A 12,986-nucleotide genomic window follows, 5' to 3' on the forward strand; every position below is an offset into this window, starting at 1 on the left:
GTACACAAGATCAACTGATGGAAGCGGAGAAAATGTCTGCGCTTACGGGGATGGTGGTCGGCGTTGCCCATGAGCTTAATACTCCTTTGGGTATTTCCGTTACCAGTTTATCGCTTCTTAGTGAGCAACTTGATGATGTTGCCAATAAGTTTTCAGACAAAACGATCACAACAGATGACCTTAATAGATTTCTGCAAATTGCTAACGAATGCGTTGAAATGATCGTCAGTAATATCAATCGCTCGGTCGCCCTAGTCAGTAAGCTCAAACAGATCAATCAAAAAATGACTGCGGAAGAAGCAAAAGTCATAAACCTTAAACAACTCCTCGACGACGCCGTCCTTCACGAACAAGGCATCCTATCTAATAAATCGATTGGCATCGAAATAGAGTGTGACGAATCACTGCAACTATTCTTGCCCCCAATTTCACTACAGTGCGTGTTAGAAGAGCTACTTAACAATAGCGCGGTACACGGCTTTGTCGGTGAGGATTCACATCAAGAACGGGTTATTATGATCAGTGCGAATGAAACAAATGGGAAACTTAATATAGTCGTGGAAGACAATGGCGTCGGTATTTCTCCTGAAAATCAAAAGAAAATCTTCCAACCATTTTTTACTACCCTTAGAGCCAAAGGCGGCACGGGGCTTGGCATGCATATGGTATACAACATTTGCACACAGAAACTCGCAGGCGTTATCGATGTAAAAAGTGAAGTCAACAAAGGGACCCGAATCGCTTTGTCTATCGATACTCTGGCCGCGGTCACTCAGTAACCCTTTCTAAAGTGTAGTGACTGATTTAAAATGCGATTCCTATTATCTAGAGCTTTCACTCATTAATCTAAGCAGGTAACGCAATGGAAGCACCAACTAAAATTACTTTCTTCGAGTTTTTAACGCCATTAGTCGCATCGGGAAAGAAAACCATTACGATCAGAGACGAGTCTGAGTCTCACTATGTGCCGGGGACAACGGTTGAGGTCTATACGCTTGAAACCGATCAAAAAGTATGTGAAGTAAAGATTCTGTCGGTCAAGTCACTGAACTATGACGATATTAATCAGTTCCACGCAGAGCAAGAGTACATTGAGCTGCCAAAGCTGAAGAAGCTGATCAGAGAAATTTACCCAAACACAGACACGCTATTTGAAATCAGCTACGAGCTTGTTTGATCTAACTACGCCCTGCAGGTAGCGACCACTGCCTGCTAGGCTCAATATTTGACCCTAGTCCCAAAGTTTACTTTTTACCTTACCCTACTCCTTACTCAACTACACTTATATAAGAAAAACTTCAATTTAATCAATATCCTCTTATTAAGTGTGGACATTAATGACAGCAACTCTCAACCGATTCCAATTTCTGCCCATCTTAGCACTGGCCATATCCATGATTGCTGGGGGATACTACTTTCACCATACGCTTAATACATGGACCACTAAAATCGTCAGCGGCTATATGTCGAGCCTACTTGATGATGTTGCTCACCAAATTGAAGAGAAACAGCTCGATCTTTACGATATGAGCCAACCGGAAATCGACGCCTTTATTGATAACTTATCCCAATCCCGTTTTGGACAACGCTTTACCGTCATTCATAGTAGCGGACTTGTGCTCGGTGACTCTCAGTTATCGAACTGGGAAATAAACAAACTAGACGACCACAGTAGTCGCCCAGAAGTGATCAGTGCTTTGAATGGTGAACTAGGCATGTCCAAGCGCCACAGTGAAAGCATCAACCAAGACTTACTCTATGTCGCCAAACAATTAAAACTTCCCCCTGACGAACATGGCCACGATACCAAGTATGTCATCAGGCTCGCCATGCCACTGACCGCATTAGCCGCGATGACCAATGACCTAGAAGTTATCTTTTACTTCCTGATGGCGTGCTCATTTGCCGTCTTGATATGCTCTTCTTGGTTTAGCAATCGAAAGATCTTCTCAGTGGTTAACCACGAACGCCAACTTCAAGAACAGCGCATTGAGAAAAGTACTCGCGAAATCGAACTCCTCCACCAACTCGCCAATATGCTCGCAGCGTGTAATAGCATCAAAGAAGCACAAGCTGTGGTGGCGGACATCATTCCGCGTATCCTTGGTGACATCAACGGTTGCGTCTCTATCATGCGTGAATCACGCAACCAACTTGAAGTGAAGCTAGATTGGGGAGGTCACTGGCCAGCGAGCACAGTTTATGCGCCGAACGATTGCTGGGCATTGCGCAAAGGTAAATCACACTTATCTCACGCCAAATACCACAACTTAGAGTGCAGCCACATGAGCGGATTAGAGCACGGCGGTACTACCCTTTGCGTCCCTTTGACCGCTCACGGTAATACGGTCGGTATGTTCCACCTCTATTTTGGTCGTAATGATCATGTTGTTAGCGAAGAGACCAAACAGATTACCTACACTCTAGCTGAGCACCTTGGCTTAGCGCTCGCCAACCTCAGCCTACAAGAGAAACTTCGTTCTCAAGCAATGCGCGACCCACTCACTGGCCTATACAATCGACGTTACTTTGAAGAAGTGCTCGACACTGAATGGTCTAAAGCCAACCAAGATGGGGCGAGCCTTTCTTTGCTAATGCTCGATCTCGACCACTTCAAGCGATTTAACGACAACTTCGGTCATGATGCCGGAGACTTTGTCCTTAAAGAGGTCGCAAGCTTACTAAACCGAAATATCGCGGATGGTCAGGTTGCTTGTCGTTTAGGCGGTGAAGAACTGGCAATCATCTGCCCGAATACAACCATAGATGAGTCACTCACTCTGGCAAATAACATCGTCGCAGAGGTGCGCGAACTTCATCTCGATATGAAAGGCCTTTCCCTGGGGCAACTCGGGGTTTCTATCGGCGTGACAACCTTCCCCGATCTCAATGCCTCACCACAAGAGCTGGTCAAGGTTGCTGACACTGCCCTATATCAAGCCAAAGATAACGGCCGTAGCCAAGCGATTCATAGTCAGTTAAAGCTTGAGCCTACTAAATTAAGTACACAAGATGGCCCATCAGAGGTACTGCCACTTAAAAAAAGTGAATGAAGAACTAGAAGTTGGGATCTTTAAAAGGTAAAAGTTACTAGACGACTGGTCTAATCATCATTATGCTTGTCGCCATGAACGCAAAAACACAAGACACTCGCCAGCATATTTTAGATGTTGGCTATGAACTCATTGTCAGTAAAGGCTTTACTGCCGTGGGTTTGGCTCAACTATTGAAATCTGCTGACGTACCAAAAGGCTCATTTTATCACTACTTCAAGTCGAAAGAGCAGTTCGGCGAAGCTTTGATTGAAGAGTATGTCCGCAGCTACATGGCTCGTATCCAATTGGTACTCAGCCAACCAGAAATGAATGGCCGTGACTGTTTGCTTGACTACTTTTCACGATGGTTGGCGATGGATAATGGCGTGTGCAATGCTAACAAGTGTCTGATTGTAAAATTAAGTGCAGAGGTTTCTGATCTCTCCGACACTATGCGCGTATCACTTGCCAACGGTGCAGAACTTATCATTCAAGCGCTCGCAAATACGCTGCAACGAGGCATTGATGATGGCTCTATTGCCCCACTACATTGCCACGAGGTTGCTAGCCAGCTTTATCAACAATGGCTTGGAGCAAGCCTACTCAACAAGTTGATGCAAGACCAATCTCATCTTGAATTGTGTCTAGCGACGACTAAGCAGCGTTTAGGCACTAATTAGCTATTAATTTGTTCTCAGTTAATAATCATTGAATCGTTAAATCTCCCGTCCATTTGAGGACGGGATTTTTTGAAATAACAACTAGACGACCGGTCTAATAAGGAATCATTACCATGTCAAATCCTACAACAAATCGCCAAATTGTTTTGGCATCACGCCCTGTTGGCGCACCTACTTCTGACAACTTTCGTCTAGAACACGCTGACATTCCAACTCCGAGACAAGGAGAGATCCTGTTACGTAGTGTCTATCTTTCATTAGACCCTTACATGCGTGGTCGAATGAGCGATGCTAAATCTTACGCAGACCCCGTAGCCCTTGGTGAAACAATGGTTGGTGGCACAGTCTGTCAGGTTATGGAGTCTAATCACCCTAACTTTGATAAAGGTGAATGGGTATTAGCGTTCACGGGTTGGCAAGACTACGGCATTTCTGACGGTGAAGGCCTGATTAAAATGGGCATGAACCCAAGCCATCCATCTTATGCTCTCGGTGTTATGGGTATGCCAGGCTTTACCGCTTATATGGGCCTACTCGACATCGGTCAACCTAAAGAAGGCGATACCCTAGTGGTTGCGGCAGCAACAGGCGCAGTGGGCTCGATGGTCGGCCAAATTGGTAAGTTAAAAGGATGTCGAGTGATTGGTGTTGCAGGCGGTGAAGAGAAGTGCCGTTATGCGAAAGACCAGTTGGGTTTTGATGAATGTATCGACCACAAAGCAGAAGATTTCGCTGATCAGCTTGCTAGCGTGTGTGGTAACGGCATTGACGTCTACTTTGAAAATGTAGGCGGCAAGGTTTTCGATGCTGTCATGCCCCTACTCAATACCGGCGCTCGTATCCCACTGTGTGGCTTGATTTCACAATACAACGCAACCTCACTGCCTGATGGGCCAGATCGTATGTCTATGTTGATGGCGCAACTACTGATTAAACGCATCAAGATGCAAGGTTTCATCATCTTTGATGACTACGGCCACCGTTACGGTGAGTTTGCCCAACAAATGACACAATGGGTATCAGAAGGAAAAATTCACTACCGAGAGCACTTAATGGAAGGGCTAGAAAACGCACCTGAAGCATTCATAGGTCTATTAGAAGGCAAGAATTTTGGCAAACTCGTCGTCAAAACGAACGAACCAGTATAGGAGCTAGCATGATTACTTTACACCACTTAAACCAATCCCGTTCTAAGCGTATTATCTGGCTTCTCGAAGAGCTCGAAGTGGAATATAAGATCATTCCTTATCAGCGAGACAGCGTGACCTTTCTTGCTCCACCAGAACTCAAATCCATTCACCCACTTGGCAAGTCCCCTGTGATTGAAGATCAAGGTCGAGTGATTACAGAATCTGGTGCAATTACAGAGTACTTGATCAGCAAATATGCCGCAGAGCGTCTTGCTCCAAGCCGTGACAGTGAAGAGTACATCGACTATATCCAATGGCTGCATTTCGCTGAAAGTTCGGCGGCTCTACCACTGCTTCTAAAAATATTCGTCGCTAAAGATGGCGCGCCAACCAACTTTCTTTCTGATTACGCAGAACTAGAGCTTGATAAAGTGATGAGCTACGTCGACCAATCGCTTGAAGGCAAGCGTTACTTTGTAGCTGATAAGTTGACTGGCGCTGATATTATGATGTCATTCATTGTTGAGGCACTGAACAAGTTCGGACTGATGGAACGCTACCCAAACATCACTCAATACGCCAAACAACTCGCGACTCATGCAGCTTGGCAAAAAGCAGAACAGTTGGAAGTTCAATACGGCTAAGCCTTTGGCGCTGCTGTTTGATAGCAGCGCTACTTTCCCCTCTCGTACTACTCTCTATGTCCGTCTAACTCCCTGTTTAGATTACGATAGAAAATACCTATTGAAAGCATAGCTATAACCAGATTTATAAAAACGCCATAAGCTCCTATTCTATGTACAACAAAGACCACACTATAAGCGTGGTTCTTAACTCACACTACTTACTTGCTGTGACACTCTAGGAGCAATTCATGGAACATAACAAAAACAACGGCGGTCAATGCCCGATCATGCACGGCGGAGCAACGTCTTCCAATACTTCAAACGTCGCGTGGTGGCCAAATGCGCTTAACCTAGACATCCTTCATCAACATGATAAAAAGTCTAACCCTATGGGTGAAGACTTTAGCTATAAAGATCAACTCAAGAAGCTTGATGTTGAAGCCTTAAAACAAGACTTAACGCATCTGATGACAGACAGCCAAGAATGGTGGCCAGCAGACTGGGGACACTACGGCGGTTTAATGATTCGTATGGCTTGGCACTCTGCTGGTACGTACCGCATTGGTGATGGTCGTGGCGGTGCCGATACCGGTAACCAACGTTTTGCTCCATTAAACTCATGGCCAGATAACGGTAACCTAGATAAAGCTCGCCGACTACTTTGGCCAATCAAGCAAAAATATGGCAACAAGATCAGCTGGGCTGACCTGATGATCCTAGCGGGTAACATGGCTTACGAATCAATGGGATTGAAAACGTTCGGTTTCGCCTTTGGTCGTGAAGATATTTGGCACCCAGAAAAAGATATCTACTGGGGCGCAGAGCAAGAGTGGTTACAAGAAAGTGGCGGTGAAAACAGTCGCTACTCAGATGACCGTGACCTAGAAAACCCTCTAGCAGCGGTAATGATGGGCCTGATCTACGTGAACCCTGAAGGCGTTGACGGCGAGCCGGATCCAATCAAAACAGCGAAAGACATGCGTGAAACCTTCGCTCGTATGGGTATGAACGACGAAGAAACGGTGGCATTAACCGCTGGTGGTCACACAGTAGGTAAAGCGCACGGTAACGGTGATGCGTCTAAACTGGGCCCTGAGCCAGAACGCGCTGATATCGATGAGCAAGGCTTAGGTTGGAATAATCACAGCGCTCGTGGCATTGGTCGTGACACCGTAACCAGTGGTATCGAAGGTGCGTGGACAACCAACCCAACCGAGTGGGATAACGGCTATTTCTATCTACTGCTTAACTACGATTGGTGGCTACGTAAGAGCCCTGCAGGTGCATGGCAGTGGGAACCAATGGATATCAAAGAAGAAGATAAGCCTGTTGATGTCGAAGACCCAAGCATTCGTCTGAATCCAATCATGACAGATGCGGATATGGCGCTGCGCGTTGACCCCGAATATCGCAAGATCTCTGACCGCTTCTACAATGACCCTGAGTATTTCTCTGAAACGTTCGCTCGCGCTTGGTTTAAATTGACCCACCGCGATATGGGGCCAAAGAGTCGCTACTTCGGCCCTGACATTCCAGCTGAAGAGCTAGTTTGGCAAGATCCCGTACCAGCGGGCAATGCAAATTACGATGTAGCAGCAATAAAAGCGAAGATTGCTCAAAGTGGCCTATCGATTAGCGATATGGTGGCAACAGCGTGGGATAGCGCACGTACATTCCGTAACTCGGATAAACGTGGTGGCGCAAACGGTGCCCGTATCCGCCTAGCACCACTTAACCAGTGGGAAGGTAATGAGCCAGAGCGCTTAGCTAAGGTGCTATCTGTTCTGGAAGGCATCGCTGCTGAAACGGGTGTTAGCGTTGCGGACACTATCGTTCTTGCAGGTAACCTTGGTATTGAACAAGCGGCGAAAGCGGCAGGAGTTGAGGTTAGCGTACCGTTCGTGCCAGGTCGTGGCGATGCAACTCTTGAGCAAACTGATGTTGACTCATTTGCAGTGTTAGAGCCAATCGCTGATGGCTTCCGTAACTGGCAAAAACAGCACTACTCTGCGACACCAGAAGAGTTGATGCTCAACCATGCTCAGCTATTGGGACTAACTGCACCTGAAATGACGGTTCTTGTGGGCGGTATGCGAGTGCTAGGTACTAACCACGCGAACACTGCGCACGGTGTGTTTACCGACCAAGTAGGCGCATTAACCAATGATTTCTTTATCAACCTGACTGACATGCGTTACTTGTGGAAGCCAACCGGCCGTAACTCTTACTCAATCATTGAGCGTCGTTCAGGTGAAGAGAAATGGACAGCGACTCGCGCAGACCTTGTCTTCGGTTCAAACTCGATTCTGCGCGCGTATGCTGAAGTTTATGCTCAAGATGACAACAAAGAGAAATTCGTGAAGGACTTTGTGTCAGCATGGACCAAAGTAATGAACGCTGACCGTTTCGATTTGAACTAGTCGCAAGTCAATCTTTAGTTGGAGTTGGTAAAGAGGACAATCATCAACTAGGGTTAACTATGTAGCACTTAAATGAGAAAAGAGGTGCATATGAGCACCTCTTTATTTAAACCTCAGTTCAAGGAGAGTTAGATATGGATAACTTTAACTTCTTTAAGCTATTTGATACCAAAGAACTATTTATTTTTTACTAGTTGGCTTACTGCTGACTTTTCGCAACCGCTTTCATGAGTACGGACGTGTCCATGCGGCCAAAGCCATCTTCTTGTAGCTCCGCGTACTGCTCGTCCACTTTTTTGGTTAATGGAAGCTCTAGGCCTACACGCTCTGCTTCTTTTAAACAGAACCCTAAGTCTTTACGCATCCAATCAATGGCAAAACCAAAGTCGAATTTGTCTTGAGACATAGTGACAGCGCGATTTTCCATCTGCCATGAGCCGGCAGCGCCATGTTTTAATGTCTCGACTACCTGTTCAACGTCTAACCCCGACTTTTGCGCCAGTAACAAGGCTTCGCTGAGACCTTGTAAAATGCCGCCAATACAGATTTGGTTAACCATCTTACAGCGTTGACCCTGACCATTTTCACCCAGCAGTGTCATTTGCTTCGCGTACACATCCATGATTGGAGAAACCGCATCGAAGATCGCTGGCTCGCCACCACACATGATGGTTAATACGCCATTTTCTGCGCCCGCTTGACCACCAGATACAGGTGCATCAATAAAGGTATTGCCATTCTCTTTTGCAGCTTGCGCTAACTCAACAGCTAACTCCGCTGACGTCGTTGTATGATCAACGAGTACTGCGCCCGGCTTCAAAGTGGCTAGAATGCCTTCTTCGCCATACACTACGCTACGTACGTCATCATCATTACCCACACAAACAAATACGACATCGGCGTCTTGGGCTGCTTGGCTTGGCGTTTCACAAGCCTGCCCCGCGTATTCTGTTGCCCATTTGTCAGCTTTCGCTTTAGTGCGATTGAAAACCTTCGTCTCGTACCCTGCTTTGCTTAAAAAGCCCGCCATTGGGTAACCCATGACACCTAAACCAACAAACGCTACCTTTTTATCCTGCACTTTCTTCCCCTCAGAGTTTATTTCTTCTCGTTTTCACAGGAGTGTACTAAACATTGGACGACAAATTAATATGCGTAGGCAGCAATAAACAACAAAGCCCCATAAAGGGGCTTTGTATCGCATCTATTTGTGGCGTGAAGAGGTTATTTCACTTTTTCCAACGTACTCGTATCAGTGTGAGCAAAAGGCTTACCGTAAATATCCAAACTCGTGGTTTGTGAATAGGTCAACGTGTCATCAGAAATACTGATGTTCATAATAAAGTCCGTCGTCTTCGCATTAGCCGTCATGTATTCAGACTCAGCAATGCCGCGAGTCGATGCCTTTAGGATCATCGTTTCTCCTGCAGGGCCTTCTGCTGTCACACAGGTTGTTCTCGGTACACAAAATGAGTTGTAAACAATCTGATTCTCTTGATCGTAAATCAAGTAACCGCGCTGATCATGGAATTTAGAATCGTCCGCCTTACGGAACACTTCTTGTTTGTAGTAAAGCGCGACCAGATATTGATCACTCGCATTGGTCGCATCGGCTGCCACTTCAAACGTCATCACTTCATAAAAAGGCGTGACGGCCGGCCCACCTTTACCCACTGCTGAGTCCGTTTGCCCCGGAGACATATCCACCCCACCCGTTTCCACCGATTTCCAAGTGCCAACTAACGGAGCAAGAGGACCGAAATCCATACCATCGATGGTTGAATGCTCTGCCATTACCGGTGCTGAAATGGCTGCTGTGATACCCAGTGCTAATAGTTTTTTCATTGTAATAATCCTTTTGAGGAATTGACTTTGAAAGCACTATAAGGACATGGGGCTATAATTTATTAATCCAGATCATTTTTTAACCTACATTGAGCGTAAGTATGTAAATGAATATGTACCCATTCACTCAGGCGATTGGTAATAATTATAGATTATTGATTTGTATAAATTTGTCTCTATTAGCTTTGGAAAAAGTATGACAAAATCGGTGCTCTTTCATTCTATTCAAGTTGTAACTATGAACTATCAAGCCGCGATATTCGATATGGATGGCCTTTTACTCGATACAGAAAGAGTCTGTATGAGAGTGTTTAAAGAAGCCTGCCTCACTCAAGAACTGCCTTTCTATGAAGACGTTTATCTGTCTATTATTGGTAGAAACTCAGCAGGCATTGAGAAGATTTTTCGCGACGCCTACGGTGACGACCTTGAACGACTGCACAACGAATGGAAAGAGAACTACCAAGCCATCGTCAAACATCAAGCGATCCCGGTAAAAGATGGGGTTATCGACATGCTCTCTTGGCTCAAAGCGAATAACATTCCGACTGCTGTCGCAACGTCGACACATAAAGACATTGCTGAGAAAAAGCTCCAGTTGGCCAACTTGTCTGGCTATTTCGATTCAGTCACTTGCGGTTGCGAAGTCTCAAACGGAAAACCCGATCCAGAGATTTACCTTTTAGCGGCGAAAAGACTCGCGGTTGACCCAAGCAAATGCCTCGCTTTTGAAGATTCAAATAACGGCGTTATTAGTGCTGTTGGCGCCAACATGATGACCTTCCAAATTCCAGACTTGGTTGAACCTAGTCCTGAAGTGATTCAACTCGGCCACGCTATTCTTCCTTCTCTTAGCGCAGTGTTAGAGCACCTAAAGCAAACCCGTCGCTGATCGGATCAGAAGCTTGGTCACCCCAAGCTTCTTTCCCTTACATTAGAACTTACTTATATCCAATCTCCATTTTCAATAACCAAGCGTTCTATACAAAAAATCCTTACCCCCCTTTTAACCGATTATTTTATCCCAACTGTAATAAGTGTATGTTGAGTTAAGTTTAAGCTTGCTTGTTAAATGCTCAACCTAGCCTGATATCAATCGGAATAAGGAATAACAATGACTAACCAATACGTACCACCTAAAGTATGGAAAATGGAAGACGAGAATGGCGGCCAGTGGGCAAGTATCAATAGACCAGACTCTGGCGCTCGTCATGAGCAAGCGCTTCCCGTTGGTGAACACCCTATTCAGTTGCATTCTATGGGTACCCCGAACGGCCAGAAAGTAACCATTATGCTTGAAGAGCTTCTAGCGCTTGGTGTGAAAGAAGCGGAATATGACGCTTATCTTATCCGCATTGGCGAAGGCGATCAGTTTGGATCAGGTTTTGTAGAAATTAACCCGAACTCTAAGATCCCTGCACTGGTTGACCAATCAGGTGATGAGCCAATCAATGTGTTTGAGTCTGGTCACATCTTACTTTACCTTGCAGAGAAGTTTGGTCACTTCTTACCACAAGACATGAAAGCGAAAACCCAAGTCATGAACTGGTTGTTCTGGCTGCAAGGCTCAGCGCCTTACCTTGGCGGTGGTTTCGGTCACTTCTATGCCTACGCACCGGAGAAGTTTGAGTATCCAATTAACCGTTTTGCAATGGAAGCAAAACGCCAGTTAGATGTACTTGATAAGCAACTTGCTAAAACAACTTATCTTGGTGGTGACGAGTACTCGATCGCTGACATCGCGACATGGCCTTGGTATGGCAACTTAGTGCTAGGTAAAGCGTATGACGCGGCGGAGTTCTTAGATACCGACAGCTACACGAACGTTAAGCGTTGGGCAGAGCAAATTGAAGCGCGTGAAGCGGTACAACGTGGCCGCATCGTGAACAGAGCGTGGGGAGAAGAATGGGAGCAAGTTCCAGAGCGCCACAGCGCTGAAGATATTGATAAGGTCCTTAAGCTCAAGCCTTAATCTGTTTAATGGATGCCGATCACGCACTGGCTAAAACTCCACTTTCTATTGAGGGTTATCTCTCCTATCAGCATATTGGTATCTTAGATAAAGACTTATCCGAACCCTACTTTGAACAGAATCTGACTCAACAACATGGCTCACGTAAGGTTGCAGTTTCAGTGGCTGATTTTGGGGCAGCAGCGGTACTTTGTCACAACACAGATTACTTGCTGACATGTTCTAAGATGTGGGCAGAGCAAGCCCTGCAGGCGCAGAGCTTAGTAAGTAAACCTCTTCCATTCGAGTATGGCAAAGTCGCCTATAGCCTGGTTTGGAATCAGGCAAGCTTAAACGATCCGGCACTGAGTTGGCTGCATAGTCAGCTGATCAATAGTGATTAGGTATGGCCAGTTGGCAGCGTTACTATTATGTGCAAACTGATAAAACTAAATAGTGGCGATACACTGGCTATAACCGACAAAAACCGAGGTTAATTGAAATTTGTCGCCACTTTGTCGCCACTAATTTTCTAGTGGATTCAGATGAACAGCCTGCATGAGATGGTCTGGAGAAAAGTGAGCATAAGCCATCGTTTGTTCGATTTTTCTATGGCCTAAAATACGCTGCAGTACCAGTATATCACCGCCATTCATCATAAAATGACTGGCGAACGTATGCCTCAATATATGGGTTGCTTGCCCAGACGGAACATACTCAGGCAAAGCACGCTTTACACACTCCCAAACAGAATGATAACTCACGTTAAACACCGAATACTCACTAACCGCGGCATCCAGTAGCGCACTATACAAAGCCGGAGATATCGGGACTGAGCGGTTCTTCTTCCCTTTTGTTTCCGTAAATAGCAATTTGTACTGACTGACCTGAGACCTTTTTAAGCTAAGTGCTTCCCCTATCCGGGCCCCTGTCGCTAAGCATACTTTGCAAGCCACATAAACTTGCTCAGCTGAAGGGCTGCTATCTTGGCGTATTCGCGCTAGAAATGGATTAATCTGGTCATTGGCTAAAAACGCCAGCTCTCGCTCACTGCTGGCTACCAGTTCAATTCCCGCTAGAGGATTCGGTAAATCCCACTGGTTGTATTTTATGAGCTTGTTAAACATAGCTCTTAGTGTTCTGAGCTCAGTGGGCTTTGTTTCCTAATTCAATGGAACTAAACGTTAACTCTGGGATCTGATCTGGGAAGTCCACTGCCTCGCTCACAACATGCCTAAGCCCAAGTACAAAACGAAAAACTGGCCACAATACAATCAATCACTTATCAATAGAGGCTCT

12 protein-coding genes and 1 pseudogene are annotated in these 12,986 nt (G+C 45.8%); 10 read left to right on the forward strand and 3 right to left on the reverse strand.

Annotated elements, in window-relative coordinates; translation table 11 throughout:
* The first annotated feature begins 17 nt into the window (after positions 1 to 17).
* The 7 genes from ELS82_RS26985 to katG all read left to right on the forward strand — a co-directional run bounded on the left by ELS82_RS26985 (position 18) and on the right by katG (position 7,891).
* A complete protein-coding gene (locus ELS82_RS26985) occupies positions 18 to 779 on the forward strand; it encodes a sensor histidine kinase (protein WP_244230830.1) in 762 nt (253 codons plus the stop codon).
* 83 nt (positions 780 to 862) lie between these two features.
* The gene (gene yqfB / locus ELS82_RS19995; protein ID WP_134837046.1) at positions 863 to 1,177 is read left to right on the forward strand and encodes a N(4)-acetylcytidine aminohydrolase; all 315 of its coding nucleotides are present in this window, start codon (positions 863 to 865) and stop codon (positions 1,175 to 1,177) included.
* A 160-nt stretch (positions 1,178 to 1,337) separates the two neighbouring features.
* Entirely contained in the window at positions 1,338 to 3,053 is a 1,716-nt protein-coding gene (locus ELS82_RS20000) for a sensor domain-containing diguanylate cyclase (RefSeq protein ID WP_134837047.1), read from the forward strand.
* A 74-nt stretch (positions 3,054 to 3,127) separates the two neighbouring features.
* On the forward strand, positions 3,128 to 3,715 hold the full coding sequence (locus tag ELS82_RS20005; protein WP_134837048.1) for a TetR/AcrR family transcriptional regulator: 588 nt from the start codon (positions 3,128 to 3,130) through the stop codon (positions 3,713 to 3,715).
* Positions 3,716 to 3,828: 113 nt separating this feature from the next.
* Complete coding sequence (gene curA, locus ELS82_RS20010; RefSeq protein WP_134837049.1) at positions 3,829 to 4,863, forward strand: NADPH-dependent curcumin/dihydrocurcumin reductase; 1,035 nt, start codon at positions 3,829 to 3,831, stop codon at positions 4,861 to 4,863.
* 8 nt (positions 4,864 to 4,871) lie between these two features.
* Complete coding sequence (locus ELS82_RS20015) at positions 4,872 to 5,489, forward strand: glutathione S-transferase family protein (RefSeq protein ID WP_134837050.1); 618 nt, start codon at positions 4,872 to 4,874, stop codon at positions 5,487 to 5,489.
* A gap of 230 nt (positions 5,490 to 5,719) precedes the next feature.
* Positions 5,720 to 7,891 (forward strand): catalase/peroxidase HPI, encoded by a 2,172-nt coding sequence (gene katG, locus ELS82_RS20020; RefSeq protein WP_134837051.1) that lies wholly within the window; start codon positions 5,720 to 5,722, stop codon positions 7,889 to 7,891.
* 199 nt (positions 7,892 to 8,090) lie between these two features.
* On the opposite strand, the gene ELS82_RS20025 is transcribed toward katG, so the two are convergent.
* Positions 8,091 to 8,993, reverse strand: a complete 903-nt coding sequence (locus ELS82_RS20025) for an NAD(P)-dependent oxidoreductase (RefSeq protein WP_279630711.1) — start codon at positions 8,991 to 8,993, stop codon at positions 8,091 to 8,093.
* 122 nt (positions 8,994 to 9,115) lie between these two features.
* Positions 9,116 to 9,736 carry a heme-binding beta-barrel domain-containing protein gene (locus tag ELS82_RS20030; RefSeq protein ID WP_134837053.1) on the reverse strand — a complete coding sequence of 207 codons (621 nt, stop codon included), beginning with the start codon at positions 9,734 to 9,736 and terminating at the stop codon, positions 9,116 to 9,118.
* A 238-nt stretch (positions 9,737 to 9,974) separates the two neighbouring features.
* Here ELS82_RS20030 and ELS82_RS20035 point away from each other — a divergent pair, with 238 nt between their 5' ends.
* The 3 genes and pseudogenes from ELS82_RS20035 to ELS82_RS20045 all read left to right on the forward strand — a co-directional run.
* Entirely contained in the window at positions 9,975 to 10,628 is a 654-nt protein-coding gene (locus ELS82_RS20035) for an HAD family hydrolase (RefSeq protein WP_134837056.1), read from the forward strand.
* 222 nt (positions 10,629 to 10,850) lie between these two features.
* The gene (yghU, locus tag ELS82_RS20040; RefSeq protein ID WP_134837054.1) at positions 10,851 to 11,708 is read left to right on the forward strand and encodes a glutathione-dependent disulfide-bond oxidoreductase; all 858 of its coding nucleotides are present in this window, start codon (positions 10,851 to 10,853) and stop codon (positions 11,706 to 11,708) included.
* Positions 11,705 to 12,091: pseudogene (locus ELS82_RS20045) on the forward strand (LysR substrate-binding domain-containing protein); the annotation flags it as partial. The gene yghU and the pseudogene ELS82_RS20045, both read left to right, overlap by 4 nt.
* Before the next feature lie 120 nt (positions 12,092 to 12,211).
* On the opposite strand, the gene ELS82_RS20050 reads toward ELS82_RS20045, so the two are convergent.
* Entirely contained in the window at positions 12,212 to 12,814 is a 603-nt protein-coding gene (locus ELS82_RS20050; protein ID WP_244230831.1) for a tyrosine-type recombinase/integrase, read from the reverse strand.
* Between the last annotated feature and the right edge of the window lie 172 nt (positions 12,815 to 12,986).

Source organism: Vibrio ouci (assembly GCF_004551525.1).
GTDB classification, from domain to species: domain Bacteria; phylum Pseudomonadota; class Gammaproteobacteria; order Enterobacterales; family Vibrionaceae; genus Vibrio; species Vibrio ouci.

What these genes read in the sequence shown, in the direction of transcription:
- ELS82_RS26985 (WP_244230830.1), top strand. Translation starts at nt 18, where the DNA reads ATGGAAGCGGAGAAAATGTCTGCGCTTACGGGGATGGTGGTCGGCGTT.
- yqfB (WP_134837046.1), top strand. Translation starts at nt 863, where the DNA reads ATGGAAGCACCAACTAAAATTACTTTCTTCGAGTTTTTAACGCCATTA.
- ELS82_RS20000 (WP_134837047.1), top strand. Translation starts at nt 1,338, where the DNA reads ATGACAGCAACTCTCAACCGATTCCAATTTCTGCCCATCTTAGCACTG.
- ELS82_RS20005 (WP_134837048.1), top strand. Translation starts at nt 3,128, where the DNA reads ATGAACGCAAAAACACAAGACACTCGCCAGCATATTTTAGATGTTGGC.
- curA (WP_134837049.1), top strand. Translation starts at nt 3,829, where the DNA reads ATGTCAAATCCTACAACAAATCGCCAAATTGTTTTGGCATCACGCCCT.
- ELS82_RS20015 (WP_134837050.1), top strand. Translation starts at nt 4,872, where the DNA reads ATGATTACTTTACACCACTTAAACCAATCCCGTTCTAAGCGTATTATC.
- katG (WP_134837051.1), top strand. Translation starts at nt 5,720, where the DNA reads ATGGAACATAACAAAAACAACGGCGGTCAATGCCCGATCATGCACGGC.
- ELS82_RS20030 (WP_134837053.1), bottom strand. Translation starts at nt 9,736, where the DNA reads ATGAAAAAACTATTAGCACTGGGTATCACAGCAGCCATTTCAGCACCG.
- ELS82_RS20035 (WP_134837056.1), top strand. Translation starts at nt 9,975, where the DNA reads ATGAACTATCAAGCCGCGATATTCGATATGGATGGCCTTTTACTCGAT.
- yghU (WP_134837054.1), top strand. Translation starts at nt 10,851, where the DNA reads ATGACTAACCAATACGTACCACCTAAAGTATGGAAAATGGAAGACGAG.
- ELS82_RS20050 (WP_244230831.1), bottom strand. Translation starts at nt 12,814, where the DNA reads ATGTTTAACAAGCTCATAAAATACAACCAGTGGGATTTACCGAATCCT.